Source organism: Mesorhizobium sp. KACC 23794 (assembly GCF_052180275.1).
In the GTDB taxonomy this organism is placed as follows: domain Bacteria; phylum Pseudomonadota; class Alphaproteobacteria; order Rhizobiales; family Rhizobiaceae; genus Kumtagia.
Map to the genome: position 1 here is coordinate 3,093,541 of NZ_CP197465.1, position 16,578 is coordinate 3,110,118.

Annotated in this window: 13 protein-coding genes and 2 tRNA genes; 7 read left to right on the forward strand and 8 right to left on the reverse strand. The window is 64.2% G+C overall.

What is annotated here, in order from left to right; all coding sequences use genetic code 11:
* Window positions 1-54: 54 nt before the first annotated feature.
* Genes ACSBOB_RS15115 through ACSBOB_RS15125 form a run of 3 tightly spaced genes read right to left on the reverse strand, consistent with a single transcriptional unit; the run spans window position 55 to window position 3,259 of the window.
* Entirely contained in the window at window positions 55-1,263 is a 1,209-nt protein-coding gene (locus tag ACSBOB_RS15115) for an ABC transporter permease (RefSeq protein ID WP_442583205.1), read from the reverse strand.
* A complete protein-coding gene (locus ACSBOB_RS15120; protein ID WP_442583206.1) occupies window positions 1,263-1,973 on the reverse strand; it encodes an ABC transporter ATP-binding protein in 711 nt (236 codons plus the stop codon). The genes ACSBOB_RS15115 and ACSBOB_RS15120 overlap by 1 nt, the downstream gene beginning before the upstream one ends.
* Window positions 1,973-3,259 (reverse strand): efflux RND transporter periplasmic adaptor subunit, encoded by a 1,287-nt coding sequence (locus ACSBOB_RS15125; protein ID WP_442583207.1) that lies wholly within the window; start codon window positions 3,257-3,259, stop codon window positions 1,973-1,975. Before ACSBOB_RS15125 ends, ACSBOB_RS15120 begins: the two co-directional genes overlap by 1 nt.
* A gap of 262 nt (window positions 3,260-3,521) precedes the next feature.
* Here ACSBOB_RS15125 and ACSBOB_RS15130 point away from each other — a divergent pair, with 262 nt between their 5' ends.
* The 6 genes from ACSBOB_RS15130 (at window position 3,522) to ACSBOB_RS15155 (ending at window position 9,831) form a co-directional block, all read left to right on the forward strand.
* A complete protein-coding gene (locus ACSBOB_RS15130) occupies window positions 3,522-4,430 on the forward strand; it encodes a PhzF family phenazine biosynthesis protein (protein ID WP_442583208.1) in 909 nt (302 codons plus the stop codon).
* Between the two features lie 114 nt (window positions 4,431-4,544).
* Window positions 4,545-4,618, forward strand: a tRNA-Cys gene (locus ACSBOB_RS15135).
* Between the two features lie 468 nt (window positions 4,619-5,086).
* Complete coding sequence (locus ACSBOB_RS15140) at window positions 5,087-6,031, forward strand: substrate-binding domain-containing protein (RefSeq protein WP_442583209.1); 945 nt, start codon at window positions 5,087-5,089, stop codon at window positions 6,029-6,031.
* A gap of 180 nt (window positions 6,032-6,211) precedes the next feature.
* Window positions 6,212-7,780 carry a sugar ABC transporter ATP-binding protein gene (locus ACSBOB_RS15145; protein WP_442583210.1) on the forward strand — a complete coding sequence of 523 codons (1,569 nt, stop codon included), beginning with the start codon at window positions 6,212-6,214 and terminating at the stop codon, window positions 7,778-7,780.
* A complete protein-coding gene (locus ACSBOB_RS15150; RefSeq protein WP_442583211.1) occupies window positions 7,777-8,793 on the forward strand; it encodes an ABC transporter permease in 1,017 nt (338 codons plus the stop codon). The genes ACSBOB_RS15145 and ACSBOB_RS15150 overlap by 4 nt, the downstream gene beginning before the upstream one ends.
* A gap of 24 nt (window positions 8,794-8,817) precedes the next feature.
* The gene (locus ACSBOB_RS15155) at window positions 8,818-9,831 is read left to right on the forward strand and encodes a LacI family DNA-binding transcriptional regulator (RefSeq protein ID WP_442583212.1); all 1,014 of its coding nucleotides are present in this window, start codon (window positions 8,818-8,820) and stop codon (window positions 9,829-9,831) included.
* Window positions 9,832-10,919: 1,088 nt separating this feature from the next.
* Here the strand turns inward: ACSBOB_RS15155 and ACSBOB_RS15160 are convergent.
* The 5 genes from ACSBOB_RS15160 to ACSBOB_RS15180 all read right to left on the reverse strand — a co-directional run bounded on the left by ACSBOB_RS15160 (window position 10,920) and on the right by ACSBOB_RS15180 (window position 14,207).
* A complete protein-coding gene (locus tag ACSBOB_RS15160) occupies window positions 10,920-11,756 on the reverse strand; it encodes a universal stress protein (protein ID WP_442583213.1) in 837 nt (278 codons plus the stop codon).
* Between the two features lie 265 nt (window positions 11,757-12,021).
* A tRNA-Lys gene (locus ACSBOB_RS15165) sits at window positions 12,022-12,097 on the reverse strand.
* The gene (locus ACSBOB_RS15170) at window positions 12,088-12,231 is read right to left on the reverse strand and encodes a hypothetical protein (RefSeq protein WP_442583214.1); all 144 of its coding nucleotides are present in this window, start codon (window positions 12,229-12,231) and stop codon (window positions 12,088-12,090) included. Before ACSBOB_RS15170 ends, ACSBOB_RS15165 begins: the two co-directional genes overlap by 10 nt.
* Before the next feature lie 23 nt (window positions 12,232-12,254).
* The gene (locus ACSBOB_RS15175) at window positions 12,255-13,268 is read right to left on the reverse strand and encodes an ornithine cyclodeaminase family protein (RefSeq protein ID WP_442583215.1); all 1,014 of its coding nucleotides are present in this window, start codon (window positions 13,266-13,268) and stop codon (window positions 12,255-12,257) included.
* A gap of 36 nt (window positions 13,269-13,304) precedes the next feature.
* Window positions 13,305-14,207 (reverse strand): LysR family transcriptional regulator, encoded by a 903-nt coding sequence (locus tag ACSBOB_RS15180; protein ID WP_442583216.1) that lies wholly within the window; start codon window positions 14,205-14,207, stop codon window positions 13,305-13,307.
* Between the two features lie 283 nt (window positions 14,208-14,490).
* On the opposite strand from ACSBOB_RS15180, the gene ACSBOB_RS15185 reads away from it, so the two are divergent.
* A complete protein-coding gene (locus tag ACSBOB_RS15185; protein ID WP_442583217.1) occupies window positions 14,491-16,578 on the forward strand; it encodes a hydantoinase/oxoprolinase family protein in 2,088 nt (695 codons plus the stop codon).

A 16,578-nucleotide genomic window follows, 5' to 3' on the forward strand; every position in this document is an offset into this window, starting at 1 on the left:
GGCGGCCGTCCGCCTCGCAATGAAGTCGCGGATGGTTTCGGCAGACGAGGCTGCCTATTCGTGCCGGAGCGCCACGATCGGGTCGAGGCGGGCGCCGCGAAGCGCCGGGAAGAAGCCGAACACCATGCCGATCAGCGCCGAGAAACCGACGGCGAGCAGGATGACGGCGAGGCTCGGCGCGAAGGGTATCGACAGCGTCAGCGATGCGGCTCCGGCCAGCGCAAGGCCGATCGCTATGCCGATCAGTCCGCCGAGCAGTGACAGCACGGTGGCCTCGACCAGGAACTGGACCAAAATGTGCCGCTCATGCGCGCCGATGGCGAGCCTGATGCCGATCTCGCGCGTGCGTTCGGTGACCGACACCAGCATGATGTTCATGATGCCGATGCCGCCGACCAAGAGGCTGACGCCGGCGACGGCGCCGAGCATGCCGGTCATCGTGGCGGTGGCACTGGCCATGGCGTCGGCGATCTGCGTCATGTCGCGTACGTCGAAGTTGTCGTCGGCGCCCGGCGCGATGCGGCGGGTCTCGCGCAGGATCGTCTCGATCTCCTGCTGAACGTCGGACGTGGCGACACCGTCAAGCGCCGAGACATAGATCGTGTCGATGTCGCGGTCGCCGGCAATGCGGCGCTGGAAGGAGAGCAGTGGCATCAGCACGACATTGTCCTGGTCCTGCCCGAAGCCGGACGTGCCCTTGCTTTCCAGCACGCCGATGACCCGGCAACTCATCTTGCCGACGCGGATCGACTGGCCGTCGGGATCGCCGGCGCCGAAGAACTGGTCGCGCACGGTCTGGCCGACGAGGCAGACATTGGTGCCGCCGCGTACTTCCGATTCGGTGAAGATGCGGCCCAGCGCGACGTTCCAGTCGCGCGCCGTGAAATAGCCGATGTCGGTGCCGCTGACGCTGGCCGAAATGTTCTGCGCGCCGAAGACGACACGCACCGTGCTTTGCGCTTCCGCAGAGACGGCGCGCGCCGAGGCGAGCCCGGCGACAAGGCCGGCCACGTCCTTTTCGTTCAGCTTGCGCGGGGTGAAGGATGTGGAGCCGGAGCGGTCGGGACGGGCTGCGCGCACCACCAGCAGATTGCTGCCCAGCCGTGAAATGTCGGACTTCACCTTCTCCGTGGTGCCGCTGCCGATGGTGAGCATGGCGATGACGGCCGCCACGCCGATGACGATGCCGAGCAAAGTCAGGAAGGAGCGCAGCACGTTGCGGCGGACCGAACGCAGCGCCAGGCGGATGGTTTCCAAAAGCATCAGGCGGCCTCCACCTTCAGCCGGTCGGAGGCGACATGGCCGTCGAGGAAGCCGATGGTGCGATGCGCATAGTCCGCGACGTCCTGCTCGTGTGTCACCATCACAATGGTCAGCCCGAAATCGTCGTTGAGCCGCGTCAGCAGGTTCATGATCTCGTGGCTGCGCGCGGTGTCGAGGTTGCCGGTCGGCTCGTCGGCGACCACGAGCGTCGGCCGCGTGACGATGGCGCGGGCGATGGCCACGCGTTGCTGCTGGCCGCCGGAAAGCTCGGCCGGCGTATGGTGCTCGCGGCCTTCGAGGCCGACCTCGGCCAGCGCCCGCATGGCAAGCTGCCGTCGCTCGGAGGCGGGCACGCCGCGATAGATCAGCGGCAACTCGACATTCTCGGCGGCTGTTGTGCGGGCAAGCAGATTGTAGCCCTGGAAGACGAAGCCGATGTAGCGGTTGCGGAGCGTCGCACGGCGCGCGCGGTCGAGACGGCCGGCATCGGCGCCGAGAAAACCGTAACGGCCGCCGGTCGGCGTGTCGAGGCAGCCGACGATGTTCATGGCCGTCGATTTTCCGGAGCCGGACGGCCCCATGATCGCCACGAACTCGCCGCGGTCGATCGAGAACGACACTCCGGCCAGCGCATGCACCTTCGCTTCGCCCTTGCCATAAGTCTTCCAGACGTCGTCGAAGCGGATAAGCGTCCTGTCGCCCGAGGCCATCAGCTGCGCCCCTCGCGAGCGCCGGTTATGACCTTGTCGCCTTCGGTGAGGCCGGAAAGAATCTCGGTGTTCTCGCCGTCGGTAGAGCCTGTCTTGACGCGCACCGCTTCCGGCTGGCCGTCGCGCAGCACATAGACGGTGCGCAGGCCATCGGGCTCGCGCGCGGTCGGGCGGTTGCCGCGCGGACGGCCCATGCGCGGCATGAACAGTTTTTGCAGGCTCCAGCCACTTTCAGTCGCCTGCGCCGGCGGGCTGTAGCGGAAGGCGGCGCTCGGAATGGTCAGCACATCCTTGGCCTCGCGCGTCACCACGGCGACGGTGGCGGTCATGCCCGGACGAAGCAGCAGTTCGTCGTTGTCGACGTCGAGGCGCGCATCGTAGGTCACAACGCCTTCTGTCGTCACCGAGGCGAAGGAGATGTCGCGGATCTCGGCATCGAAGGGGCGGTCAGGGAAGGCATCGACGGTGAAGCGGGATTTCTGGCCGGGGCGGACCGCGCCGATATCGGCCTCGTCGATCGCCGCCTTCAGCTCCATCTTCTTCAGATCGGCGGCGATGACGAACAATATCGGTGCCTGCAGCGACGAGGCCACCGTCTGGCCGGGGTCGACCGAGCGTGTCAGCACGATGCCGTCGATGGGTGCATAGATCGTGCTCTTCTGCAGGTCCGCCTGCTGCAGTTTCAGCTCGGCCTGGGCGATGGCAACGTTTGCCTTGGCCACGGCGACGGCTGCCGTAGCGCGGTCGCGGGCGGCTACCGCAGTGTCCAGCGCCTGCTGTGCGACCATGCCACGATCCGAAAGCTGCTGGGCGCGGGTCAGCGTCTGCTCGGCCTCCTTCAGCGTCGCCTCGGCTTGGCCGACCTGCGCCTCTGACACTTCCACAGACGCTTCGGCGCGGTCGACATTGGCGGCGATGCGCACGGTGTCGAGTTCGGCGAGCACGTCGCCCTTCTTCACCGTCTCGTTCTCGTTGACCGCGACGGAACGGACGACGCCGGAAAGCTCGCTCGAGATGTCCACCTGGGTCAGCGGCTGCAACGTGCCCGTGGCGGAGACCTCGACGGTCAGATCGCCGCGCGCCACGGGCACGGTGATGAAGGAAACGGGAGCCTGCGACGGGCGGGACCACCAATAGGCGCCGGCTAGCCCTGTGACGACGGCCAGCGCGATCAGCGCGCGCAGCAGCATCCGGCCCCAGCGGAAACCGCCATGGGCGCCGAGGTCGAGCGCGGCCTCGATGGACGGTGGGTTGTCCACACGTGGCCGATTGACAATCTGGTCCATCGCGGACCCCTTATGATGCAGGATCAACCCTGCCGACAGGAATGAAGGGCGCTTGAAGCGGGTGCTTTGCACGACAGTTGGGCCGACGGTTTTGCGTCGGCGTCAGCACTTTTCCGCACATCTCGTCGTCGAGCGTCGGCTCCCTCCGGAAATATCGGCAGTTTCGACCCAGAAAATCCCTTCGTCTCCACAGGTCATGCGAAGAGGGGGTTATTTCAAGTTAAATTTCGCTCATGTTGAGGCGACCGGAGAATTCTGAACGATGAAAAGCCGCCGTTACGTGGTCTACGACGTGTTCACCAGCGAGGTGCTGACCGGTAACCCGCTTGCCGTGCTGCTCGACTGCGACGGCCTGGACACCGCCGCCATGCAGCGCATCGCCCGAGAGTTCAACCTGTCCGAATCGACCTTCGTGCTGCCGCCGGAAGACCCTCGCCACAGGGCGCGGGTGCGCATCTTCACGCCGGACTACGAGATGCCTTTCGCCGGGCACCCGACCGTTGGCACGGCGATCGCGCTGGCCGAGCAGTCTGGCAGCAACGCGCCGTCGATCTTCGTGCTGGAGGAGAATATCGGGCCGGTGCGCTGCGCCGTCGGCCATTCCGGGGGCACGGCGTTCGCCGAGTTCAGCCTGGCGCAACTGCCGCAATCGCCATCCTTCTCGGCCGATGCGGGAGCGGTCGCCGCCGCGCTCGGCCTCGGGCCGCATGAGATCGGCTTCGAGAATCATCGCATATCCTACTGGACAGCCGGCGTGCCTTACGTGGCCGTGCCGGTGTCGGGCCTGGAGGTTGCCGGGAAGGTGCGTTTCGACAACGCCGCCTGGATGGAGATCTCGCCGGCAAAGAGCGGCAGCGCGGTCGCCTCGGCCTATGTCTATTGCCGCGAGACGGTGCACCATGACAGCGCCTTCCACGCCCGCATGTTCGTACCGGGCAATCCCTCCTACGAGGATCCCGCGACGGGGTCGGCCGTGGCGGCCTTCGCCGGCGCCATCGCGCATTTCGACAAGCCGGTCGACGGCGCGTCGCAATACTGGATCGAGCAGGGGATGGAGATGGGCCGGCCGTCGCGCATCAGGCTGGAGATCGACATGGCGAAGGGCGCGATCGCCGCCGCGCGCATCGGCGGCCAGGCGGTGAAGGTGGCGGAAGGCGTGCTGTTTGCCTGAGCTTTCCCGATTGTGCATGGCTTGGCTGGCCGCCCCTTTTCGAGGTGCGTGCGGGAGAATGAATTCTTCCGCCATTGGCCGGCCGGCAAATTCAAGCTAAGGCGTGACTGATGGGGGCCGAAGGCGGAACGGTGACGCTCCGGACTGCAAATCCGGCGCAGCGGGTTCAATTCCCGCTCGGCCCTCCAACTCTACAAGATCGAGAACTGGTTTGGATGCGCGATCGTTCCGTGTATCCGCACGGTCGCCCAACGTCCGCTATTCCTCAGCCGGATATGCGCCAGGCACGCACATGCCGCTGTCTGTCGCGCGCGGATCGCATGTTGACGGTTCGTAGCTGCGTGAGCCGGAACTCTGGCAGCCGGCCAGCACCGCGAAAGCCATCATGGCCAAAAGCAGTCGCCGCATACTTTTCGCTCTCCTACGATCGCCTGCGTTTCCCCTACCACATCGATGCCAAATGCGGCGAGGGCGTCAGGCGTGTAATTTGCAGCCCAGACGTTGTGCAGGCGGCGTCACTTCGCGCTGCACCGCATCATCGATTGTGGCGTCTGGAGGCCGTCATTCGTCTTGCGCAAACGTTTGGCGTTGGCTAGCTTTCCGCTGTCGACGCTGATGGAGGATCAGCGACAACCGGCTCTGGGAGGAGCATCATTATGAACAGACGTGAGTTTTTGCTGTCGTCGGCTGCCGCCGGCGCGCTGGTGGCGACATCCGCCGCCTTTGCCCAGGACAAGCTGACGATTCTCGGCTCGGTGCCGAGCCTCAGCTTTCCGTTCTTCGTGCACATGCTGAACCAGATCAAGGTCGAGGCCGAGGCGCAGGGCGTCAATCTGATTGAAAGTGACGGCCAGAATTCAGCGCCGAAACAGACCGCAGACATCGAGGCGGCGATCGTCCAGAAGGTCAACGCGATCGTCATTTCGCCGCTCGACGTCAACGCGCTGGCGCCGGCCGTCGAGCAGGCGGTGCAGGCCGGTATCCCGCTGGTCACCATCGACCGGCGTGTCGACGGCGTCGAAGGCATATTGGCGCATGTGGGCGCCGACAACGTCAAGGGCGGCGAGGCTGAAGCCCAGGCGGTGATCGATGCGTTCCCGAATGGCGCGAAGATATTCCATCTGCAGGGCCAGCCCGGCGCCGGCCCGGCGATCGATCGCAACAAGGGCGTCCACAACGTCATCGACCCGGTCAAGGACAAGTACCAGATCATCTTCGAGCAGACCGCGAATTTCGCCCGCGCTGAAGGCCTCTCCGTCACCGAAGCCGGCCTGGCCGCCAACGGCAAGCCGGATGCGATCCTGTGCGCCAATGACGACATGGCGCTGGGTGCCATGGAAGCCTGCGCTGCGCGTGGCTTCACTGACGTCAAGATCTACGGCTTCGACGCGCTTCCAGAGGCGCTGGTCGCCGTCCGCGACGGCAAGCTCGCCGGCACCGTCGAGCAGTTCCCAGGCGAGCAGTCGCGCACGGCGGTCCGCATCGCCGTCGCCTACGCCAAGGACAAGACCGAGCCCAAGGAAAAGCTCGTGCTGCTGACGCCGATCGTCATCGGCAAGGACAATGTCGACAAGGCGGAGCGCATCGGCGAGGCGAAGTAGTCTTTAGCCGAAACGTTGGATGCGTGGCTATTAACCGCGACCGGCGGCCGGCTAGTCACGCATCAATGCAACCGTCCGAGTTGGTTTCACGTCCGCGCAGGCAGGCTATGCTTGTCATAGCCTGCTGCTCGTCGCAGTCGAACCGTCAGACCAATCCTCGGTGGCTCCTGAAGAGGTGCAATGTCGTCAGCAGAAATCGCCGCCACCGACGTCCTCCTGACCGTCGAGGGCTTGACCAAACATTTCGCCGGCGTGACCGCGCTGAGCGATGTTTCTCTGGACGTCCGTCGCGGTGAAATCCTGGGACTTCTCGGCGAGAACGGCGCCGGAAAATCGACGCTGCTGAAAATCCTGTCCGGCGTGCAGCCGCCGTCCAGCGGCCGCATCGTCTTCGACGGCATTCCCTTCAAACCGGCCAATCCCGACGACGCGAAACGGCTCGGCATCGTTACCATCTATCAGGAACTTAGCCTGATCCCGACGCTCACCGTCGCCGAGAACATTTTCATCGGCCGCGCCCCGGTCAATCGGCTTGGGCTGGTCAACTGGCGCAGGATGGAGCGCGAGTCACGCGACATCATCGCCCGTGTCGGCCTGAAGATCGATCCGAGGACACCGGTCTCCGCTCTCTCGGTCGCCGAGCAACAGCTTGTTGAGATCGCCCGAGCTTTGTCGTTGGAGAGCCGCCTGATCATCATGGACGAGCCGACCTCGGCGCTCACCGAGACGGAGGTGCAGCGGCTGCTGTCGATCATGGACCGGCTGCGCAAGGACGGCGTCGCCATCATGTTCGTCACGCACAGGCTGGAGGAGGCCTCCGGCATCTGCGACCGCATGACCGTGTTGCGCGACGGCAAGCTTGCCGGACATCTCAACCGTGACGGCCAGCCGATCCCCATTCCGCGCATCATCGAGCGCATGGTCGGCCGCGCGGCCTCCGAACTTTATGCGCGGCCGACCGAGCGCAGGGTCGCCGGCGACGTGCGGCTGTCTGTGCGCGGCCTGCGCACCGTGCGCGATCCGGAAGCCCCGCATGCCATCGTGCTGGAAGGTGTCGACCTCGACTTGAGGGCGGGGGAGATTCTGGGCGTCGCCGGCCTTGTCGGTTCGGGGCGCACGGAGCTTGCGCGCGCCATTTTCGGGGCCGACCGCATTGCCGCCGGCTCGATCAGCCTCGACGGCAAGCCGATCGCGCCGGCGTCGCCGGCCGATGCCATCCGGCTTGGCGTCGGCCTCGTGCCGGAGGACCGCAAGCACCAGGCGATCTTCGCCGCGCTCGGTATCCTCAACAATTTTTCGGTGGCCGCGCTCGGCTCCTACAGCAACGGGCTGGGCTTCATGGCCGAGCGTCGCGAACGCGCGGCGCTGGCGAACTACAAGAAAATGCTGTCGATCCGCATGGCCTCGCCGGAGCAGGCGATCGAGGGCCTTTCCGGCGGCAACCAGCAGAAGGTGATCCTCGCCCGCTGGCTGGCGCGCGATCCGAAAGTGCTGATCGTCGACGAGCCGACGCGCGGAGTCGATGTTGGCGCCAAGGCCGAGGTGCACCAGATCCTCGTCCAGCTTGCGGCGCGCGGCATTGCCGTCATGATGATCTCGTCCGAATTGCCGGAAGTGCTTGCGGTCAGCGACCGCATCGTCACCATGCGGCGCGGGCGCATCACCGGCGAGATGCCGGCGATCGAGGCCGATGAAGAGAAATTGATGGCGCTGATGGCGCTCGACCAGCGCCAGGGAGAGGCTGCATGAGCACCACCGTCGCCGAAGACCAACGCAGCGGCATCAATGTCGCCCGGCTGCTCGTCAGCTTCGGGCCGCTGATCTTCCTTGCCGCGCTGATGGTCGTCTTCACCGTTATGAAGCCCAGCTTCATCGATCCGATCAACCTCTTCAACATCACGCGGCAGATCTCGATCACTGGCCTGATCGCGCTGGGCATGACCTTCGTCATCCTGACCGCCGGCATCGACCTGTCGGTAGGCTCGCTGCTCGCCTTCTGCGGCATGGTGGCGGCGGTCGTCGCCAAAGGCGGCGCGGCCAACACTCTGTCGCTCGATCCGTCGCAGGCGGCCGGCTACGGCTGGTTCGCCGCACTGCTTGCGGCGATCGTCGTCGGTTCCGCCTGCGGCGGCATCCAGGGCCTTGCCATCACCCGGCTGAAAGTGCCGCCCTTCGTGGTGACGCTGGGCGGCCTCACCATTTTTCGGGGCCTGACGCTCACCATCTCCAATGGCGGGCCGATTTCCGGCTTCGACGCGTCGATGCGCTGGTTCGGCACGGGTCTGATCGGTCCGGTTCCGGTTCCGGCGATCATCTTCGTCGTCGCCGCCATCCTCTGCCACATCGTGCTTCGCTACACGCGCTACGGCCGCGCGGTCTATGCCGTCGGAGGCAATGCCGAGGCGGCGCGGCTGTCGGGCCTGCGCGTCGACCGCATCCTGATCTCCGTCTATGTCATCGTCGGCTTCTTCGCCGGGCTTGCCGCCTTCGTGCTTTCCGCCCGCCTCAATTCGGCGGAAGCGGTTGCCGGCATGGGATATGAACTGACCGTCATCTCGGCGGTGGTCATCGGCGGCACGTCGCTGTTCGGCGGCGTCGGATCGATAACCGGAACGGTCGTAGGTGCTGCCCTCATCGGCGTGCTGCAGAACGGGCTGCAGTTCAACAATGTCTCGTCCTATACGCAGAGCATCGTCATCGGCCTCATCCTGGTGCTCGCCGTCGCCTTCGACCGCTGGCTTAAGTCGCGGGTGGGGCGCTAGGCAGGACAGCCAGAGCGCAAACCCTTGGTCACCATCAAGGACGTCGCACGGCGGGCGAACGTGTCGTTCACGACGGTCTCGCACGTCATCAACAAGACGCGGCCGGTCAGTCCCGAGACGGCGAAACGGGTCAACGCGGCAATCGTCGATCTCGGCTATCTGCCGTCCGAGGTGGCGCGCTCGCTGAAATCCAATCGCACCCGCACCATCGGCATGATCGTGACGACCACCTCGAACCCGTTCTTCGGCGAGGTGATCCGCGGCGTCGAGCGCGCCTGCTTCGAGGCGGGTTACGCGCTGATGATCTGCAACACCGACGACGTGACCGAACACCTCGTCACCTACATGCACACGCTGTTCACCAAGCGCGTCGATGCCATCGTGGCGATGACCTCGAATGCCAGCCCGGACTTCTTCGAAAAACTCGGGCAGATCGAGCGCGTGCCGGTGGTGGCGATCGACGCGCCGCCGCATTCCGTGTCGTCGGTGGTCTCGGATGATTCCATCCTCGGCGGGCGCATCGTCGCCGACTATCTTGCCGACAGCGGTTTTTCGCGCATCGCCTGCCTGTCCGGTCCCGCCGAGCATCCGCGCATGATCGACCGCATCGAGGGGTTTTCCAGCGCCCTGGCACGGCATGGGCTCAAGCTGGAGCCCGATCTCCTGCACCGCGCCAGCCTGACCATGGAAGGCGGCAGGCTGGCCGCTGGCCCACTGCTGGCAGGGACGACCGAGACCAGGCCGCAGGCGATCTTCGCGCTCAGCGACGTCATGGCGATCGGCCTGCTGAACGGCATTCGCGAACTCGGCCTGGACATACCCGGCGACGTCTCGGTCGTCGGTTACGACGACATCGAATTCGCCGCCTACACCTTTCCGCCGCTGACGACGGTGCGGCAGCCGGCGATCGAACTCGGCACCGTGGCCGCCAACGCCCTCATCGACCATCTGGATCACGACCGCCCGCTGCCGCCCATCATCGCAATCGAGCCGACGCTTGTCGTGCGGCGGTCCGTTGCGCCGCCTTCCAGGAATTGAGGCCGCTTTTCGGGAGAGATGCAGCGAGGTGCGCTCGGACGCGCCCGTCGCGCAAAAGAAAAAGCCCGCTGCCGGGAGGAGGTGGCAGCGGGCTCGATTTGATTGCGGCGAGGGAGGAGGTTCGCCGCTTTCAGCGTCGGCATCACATCTGGGAGGAGTAGATGGCCGACAACCAATATCTATGAAATGCCCGCCGATTCGGCAACGCACAAACATGCATATCTGCTGTGCAGATTGTCGCGGGGGTTGTGGCGATGCAACCAGTGTCGCCAGAGCGCGGCAGACCCAGCCCACCGGCGCTGGACCTTTTTGCGGCGAGGTGAAAGCAGTCGGCACGATCCAAACCCTCCCCGTTGCCACGCTGCCTTAGTGCCGCTGGCCTCGGCTAGGGTTTGGGTTGGGGGCACCAAGGCCAGCGGCTGAATCGTTGGCAAGTCCTGTAGGCCAAGACCTGTTCCTCCCAGCGATCCGCCCAGGAAGACTATGCCTATACGGCGAGCCCGAATAGTTAGCCGTTGGACTCATGCCCTGCGGCCCAGGTCATGTTGGGGGAGGTCCAATAAGGAAGGTTTCAGGTCGGAGCGGTAACGCGGCCGGGCTATGTCTTGGTTGATAGTCACCCCGCCTACGTTGGAATAGGAGCAAGCGACCGACCTTATCGTCGAGATCGATCTCTTCCGCTTCATCCCAGCTGCGCAGGTTTATTACGCCTATCGGTGATGAAATCGTTGCGCGGTCGCCTAACTTTCCGTCGATGGATACCGTCAAGGTCCTCATCGTTGTCGTCGCGCCGCTGCTGGTGATCATCGCGGCACTCTACACCCTGTCAGTTTGGTTCTGATCTCCTGCGCGATTTCGCAGCGAGGCCAAATCAGGATGACGCGGCGGCTCGATCGAGACTGCCCAAAACCTTTCCGCGTACACTTGCCATGATCGGTGAGGGTGTATCTTATGCTTCCCGAAGGCGTTGGATCGGCGCGGGCAATCAAGCCTCGGGTACGGCGCTGGGCAAGGCTTGGAGGGCATTCGCCGAGGCCGCGAAAGAGGCGGACACCCCGATTGAGTGAAACTCCGACAATGCCGCAACGTTAGTGCGAGAGCAGAACGGGAAGCCTAAGATTGCTGATAACGCCTTCCGTGGCTCCACCCAGCACGAAGTCGCGCATGCGTGAGTGGCCATAACCACCCATGACAAGTAATTTGCAGCCCTTCTGCAATGCGGTCTGTTGGAGCGTCTCGGCGATCGGGCAGTCTTCGGCGTTGATCCGCACGGCTTCAGCCGCGAGCCCGCAGTTGCGCAGTCTGGTTGCGAGCCGCTCTCCGGCGTCGTTCTGCTCCAGCGGCTTTTCATCCAGAACGGTAATGACCGATATACGCGATGCCCGCTCCAGAAAGAGCTTTGCGTCGGCAACGGCGCGCGCGGCGACCCGGCTGCCATCCCAGGCGACGGCAACGTGTTCGATCAAGTGGATATCTGGCGCCGCCGGCAGCAGGATTGTTGGGCGACCCGAGCCGAAAATGACAGCTTCTGCTATCATGCGAACTGACGCATTGCCGGTCTCCCACGCGATCAGGCTGAGATCGAAATAGCGGGCATGCATCGCCGCAACGTCTCCAAGCGAGACAAGAGGTGCGGCAATCGTTTCTGTGGTTGCATCAATGGCAGCGGATGTGGCCTTTTCCTTGACGATGCCGAGCAAGTGCTCGCCGCTCTTGCGGCTCGCGGTCTCGGCCTTTCGGATCATTCCGGGCGTGTCAAGCAACAGGCGTGACAAGGTATTGGAGACATCCGGAATGTCTACAGCGAGCGCGAGAGCGTGAAGGCTGGCGCCGATCCCGGTGGCGAAGTCGACGGCAGTCGAGGCGGCGGCGTCCGTATTCGGCTCTGGATAGGTGGCGAGGGGAAGGAATGCCTCGATCTTCATCGTGGTTCTCCTTTGTAGGCGGAAGCGTGACCTCGCTTTTGCCTAATCCAGTTACGCCTATTTATAATACAACGATCGCCGAGGCCGCGAAAGAAGCGGGCGTTCTTATAAAATAGGGCGATCTGTCTCGCTTACTTCGGATGTTTCGCCTTTTGTGGGCGGCGGACAAAGGTGGCTATCACATCTCGTTAGCAGCGCGTTAGTTCGAACCGGACTGGACCCCAAAAAGGCCGGTTTGAATTTCCATCCAAGTCTTTGAAATCTTTGGTGGGTGCGACAGGGATCGAACCTGTGACCCGCTGATTAAGAGTCAGCTGCTCTACCAACTGAGCTACGCACCCGGGCCGCCGGTGAAGGCGATGGGCGCGATATAGCCATGACGATCCGGCCTGTCCAGCCCTTGCGTCCGGCATTTGCCGACAAAAATGCGCATGGCGGTCATGCGTGGCGCGGCGGTCTTCGGCCGCCGCGCCACGCCAAGGCTCTGCGAGGCCTTGTTCAGGTCGAGATCATCTTCTTCTCGATGCCGACGCCGGCGGCCATGGCGCGCTCGTATTCGAGCGGCACGGTGGCCGAATCCTGCAGCGCGATGCCGGTAGAATCGAAGATGGTGATTTCTTCGTCCGAGGTACGGCCCTGCTTGCGGCCGGTGATAACTTCGCCGATCTCGCCGGCGATGTCGGCCTCGGTGATCAGCCCTTCCGACAGCGGCACGTTGATCTCGCCGTCGGTGCGGCACTGCCTGATATCGTCGACGAAGATCCTGGCGCGCGTCAGCAGGCTGCCCTCAAGTTCCTGGTCGCCCTTCTTGTCGGCGCCGACGGCGGCGATGTGCGTGCCGGGCGAGATCCAGTCGGCCATGACGATCGGGCCACGCGCCGGGGTCAGCGTCACCACGACATCGGCGCCGCGCACTGTTTGCTCCAGGTTCTGCGATGGCTTGATCTCAAAGCTTTCGTATTTCGGCTGCTGCTCTTTCACGAAATGGTCGAGCGTGTCCTTGCCGCGGCTCCAGATGCGGACCTCCGACCATTTGAACACTTCGTTGCAGGTCGCCAGCGCGCCCTCGGCCATATGGCCGGCGCCGACGATGGCGAGCGTTTTGGAGTCCTTGCGCGCCATCCATTTCGCCGAAACGGCGGCGGCGGCGCCCGTGCGCATCACCGTGTGATAGCTGCCGTCGACGATCGCCAGCGGAAATCCGGTCTCGGGATGGGTGTAGATCAGGATCGAGAAGACGGTCGGCAGATTGTAGTTTTCGCGGTTCTTCTCGCGGATCGACACCCATTTGCAGGCGGCGGCATGCGGCTCCTCGATGTAGGAAGGCATCGCCTCCCATTCGCCGGGAAAGCGGTCGAGCACGATGTGGCCCTTCGGGTCCATGTAGTAGCGGCCCTCGCCATGCATGCGGTAGGCCTGCTCGACGCAGTCATTGTATTCGTGCGGCTTCAAGAGGCCGATCATCTCGCTGCGGCCGAGGATGAGCGTCTTGCGGTTGGCCCAGTTTTCCATTGCGATGGTCCCTTCTGTCGGATGATTGTTTGGCGGTCAGGTCATGTAGGCCCGGCCGACCCTCTGGCTGGTCTCGATGAAGCGGCGTTTTGCGCTGCTGATCGAGGCCCGCCGCCAGGCGAGATGGCTTTCGACGATCACCGGCGGGTCGGTGACGATCGGCCTTGGCGCGATCGCCTGTTCGCCGCAGAAGCGCGGCATGCCGGTGAAGATGGTGATGCCGACGCCGGCCGTCACAAGGCCGAGGATGCCGACGAGGCTCGGCGCTTCCTGCGCAACTGTCATGACTTGGCCAGCGTTCTGGAAGGCATCGATGACGATGCGGCGCAGCGTCGGCCACTCGGCGTTGGTGCCCATCACCAGTTGCTCGCGGGCGAGTTCCTCGACGGTCAGTTCCGTCCTGGAGGTCAGCGGGTGGTCCGGCGGCAGCAGCGCCATCAGGCGATGGTGCGCGACCGGGCGGGATTCGATCTCGGAATTCTGGAACGACCCCTCGATGAAGCCGAGGTCGATCTCGTCCTGAAGAATCTTGTCGCGCTGGGCGGGCGAGTGGAGATAGGTGAGCTCGACGCGCACGTCGGGATTGGCGTTGCGGAATTCGCGGGTGATGTCGGGCACCAGCGAATGGCCGGTGATGGTGGTGTAGCCGATGCGCAGGATCGCCTTGGTGCCGGAGGCGAGCAGGCGAACGGTGTTTTCTGCTACGTCGATGCGGCCGAGAATGTCCTGCGCTTCTTCCAGAAGATAGCGCCCGGATTCGGTAAGCCGTACCTTACGTGTCGTGCGCTCCAGCAGTTTTACGCCAAGCCGCTCCTCCAGTTCCAGCACGATGCGGCTGACGGCCGGCTGGGCCATGGTCAGCCGCTCGGCGGCGCGGTGAAAATTCAGTTCCTCCGCCACCGCCACGAAGGTTGCGAGGTGTTTCAGGTCATATCGCAAGACTGATGCCGTTTTCGTATCAATTGTCGCGGAAATAATTATTTCACATCTTAAAGGAGGCTGTCTACGACTTATATCACTTGAAAAAAGCGCTCTCCAGCGGCGCTAGGGTGAACACATCAATGGGTCGTACCGCGTTGCTTTCGCGCGCTTTCCGTGCAGCCTTACCGGGCATCCTCCCAAGCCCGGCCAGCGGTGTAGCCTGCTTGCCCGCGCTTTCCCTGCTGAAAAAAAGCGAGCTCGGCGCAGCCGATGCTGGGATCAAGTTGCAAGGGTGCGCGGCATGATCCGGGTGGGCGTGGATGTCGGCGGTACCTTCACCGATATCGTGCTGGAGCGATCGGGTGAGGGCGCCGAACGCAAGGTCGTTGTCACGAAAGTCTCGTCGACGCCGCACGACCAGTCGGAAGGCGTGGTCGAGGGCATTTTGAAGGTCTGCGCGCTCGCCGGAGTCAAGCCGGGCGAGATCGACGCCGTCTTCCACGGCACGACCGTGTCCACCAACATGGTGATCGAGCGCGCCGGCGCGAAGGTCGGCATGATCACCACGCGCGGTTTTCGCGACATCCTCCACATGGCGCGCCACAAGCGGCCGCATAATTTCTCGCTGCAGTTCGATCTTCCCTGGCAGTCGAAGCCGCTGGTCCGGCGCCGTGACCGGCTGGTTGTCACCGAGCGGATCATGCCGCCCACCGGCGAGATCGCCGTGCCGCTGGTCGAGGACGAGGTGAAGCAGGCGGCCGAACTGTTCGCCAGGCGCGGCATGGATGCGGTGATCGTCGCCTTCCTGTTCTCCTTTCTGAACAACGAACACGAGCAGCGCGCCAGGGAGATCGTGAAGGTGATCCTACCGGACGCTTTCGTGTCGGCGTCGTCGGATGTGGTGAACACCATTCGCGAATATGAGCGCTTCTCCAGCGCGGCAATGAACGCCTATATCGGGCCGCGCACCTCGGCCTACCTTCGCAGCCTCGAAGGCCGGCTGCGCGCCAATGGCATCGACGCCATCGTGCGCATCATGCAGTCGAACGGCGGCATCTCAACCATCGAGAATTCTTCCGAACTGCCGATCGGCCTGCTGCTGTCCGGCCCGGCGGGCGGCGTCATGGGCGGGCGCTGGACCGGCGCGAACTGTGGCCGCGACAACATCATCACCATCGATATCGGCGGCACGTCGGCCGACATCTCGGTCATCCAGCAGGGCGAGTTGCGCATCAAGAACCCGCGCGACACCGAGGTGGCCGGCCTGCCGGTGCTGGTGCCGATGATCGACATCGACGCGATCGGCGCCGGCGGCGGCTCGATCGCCTATCTCGATCCGGGCGGCGCGTTCCGCGTCGGGCCGCGCTCGGCCGGCGCGGTGCCGGGGCCGGCCTGCTACGCCAAGGGTGGCGATGAGCCAACCGTCACCGACGCGCAGGTGGTGCTCGGCCGCATGGATCCCGAACACTTTTTGGGCGGCGACCTCAAGATCGATGCGTCGCTTTCGGAAAAGGCGATCGCAAAACACATCGCCGGGCCGCTAAAACTGTCGGTGGAGCAGGCCGCACTGGGCATCCTGAAAATCGTCAACAACAACATGGCGCTGGCGATCAACGCAAATTCCGTCGCCAAGGGCATCGACCCGCGCAATTTTTCGCTGATGGGTTTCGGCGGGGCAGGGCCTTTGCATTCGGTATCGCTGGCCGAGGCGATCTTCGCCAAGGACGTTCTGGTGCCGATGCATCCAGGCATTACCGCCGCGACCGGCCTGCTGGTTACCGACCTGCAGTACGAATACACCCATTCCACGCTGCTGACGCTCGACAAGGCGACAGAGGCTGAGTTCAGGAAGGTCAACGACGCTCTCGATGACCTCATCGCGCGCGCCAATGGCCAACTTGACGCCGACGGCATCCCGGCCGGAAAACGCCGTTTCCGCCAGGTGGCGGAGTGCCGTTATGTCGGCCAGGGGTTCGAACTGCGCGCCGACATGCCGAATGGCCATCTGACGGCTGAATCCGCCGCGACGGTGAACGAGAATTTCTACCAGGCGCACCGCCAAGTCTACGGCCATGCTTTCCGCGAGCAATCCTGTGAGATCATCACGCTGCGCGTCATTGCCACCGTCGAGGTCGACACGCTGCGACTGCCGAAGCTCGCCAAGGGCGGGCGCGCCAATCCGGCGGATGCAGTGCTCTACAACAGGCGCACGGTCTTCGACGATGGCAAGGCGGTGGACACGCCGCGCTACCAGCGCGAGAAGCTGCTAGCGGATGATTGCATCGAGGGTCCAGCGCTGATCGTGCAGCACAATTCGACGACGCTGGTGCCGCCCGGCTACACCGCCACGGTAATGAGCCACGGCGACATGCTGGTGGCGAAGGCTTGA

What these genes read in the sequence shown, in the direction of transcription:
- ACSBOB_RS15140 (WP_442583209.1), top strand. Translation starts at nt 5,087, where the DNA reads ATGAACAGACGTGAGTTTTTGCTGTCGTCGGCTGCCGCCGGCGCGCTG.
- ACSBOB_RS15145 (WP_442583210.1), top strand. Translation starts at nt 6,212, where the DNA reads ATGTCGTCAGCAGAAATCGCCGCCACCGACGTCCTCCTGACCGTCGAG.
- ACSBOB_RS15130 (WP_442583208.1), top strand. Translation starts at nt 3,522, where the DNA reads ATGAAAAGCCGCCGTTACGTGGTCTACGACGTGTTCACCAGCGAGGTG.
- ACSBOB_RS15185 (WP_442583217.1), top strand. Translation starts at nt 14,491, where the DNA reads ATGATCCGGGTGGGCGTGGATGTCGGCGGTACCTTCACCGATATCGTG.
- ACSBOB_RS15175 (WP_442583215.1), bottom strand. Translation starts at nt 13,268, where the DNA reads ATGGAAAACTGGGCCAACCGCAAGACGCTCATCCTCGGCCGCAGCGAG.
- ACSBOB_RS15120 (WP_442583206.1), bottom strand. Translation starts at nt 1,973, where the DNA reads ATGGCCTCGGGCGACAGGACGCTTATCCGCTTCGACGACGTCTGGAAG.
- ACSBOB_RS15125 (WP_442583207.1), bottom strand. Translation starts at nt 3,259, where the DNA reads ATGGACCAGATTGTCAATCGGCCACGTGTGGACAACCCACCGTCCATC.
- ACSBOB_RS15150 (WP_442583211.1), top strand. Translation starts at nt 7,777, where the DNA reads ATGAGCACCACCGTCGCCGAAGACCAACGCAGCGGCATCAATGTCGCC.
- ACSBOB_RS15115 (WP_442583205.1), bottom strand. Translation starts at nt 1,263, where the DNA reads ATGCTTTTGGAAACCATCCGCCTGGCGCTGCGTTCGGTCCGCCGCAAC.
- ACSBOB_RS15160 (WP_442583213.1), bottom strand. Translation starts at nt 11,756, where the DNA reads ATGAAGATCGAGGCATTCCTTCCCCTCGCCACCTATCCAGAGCCGAAT.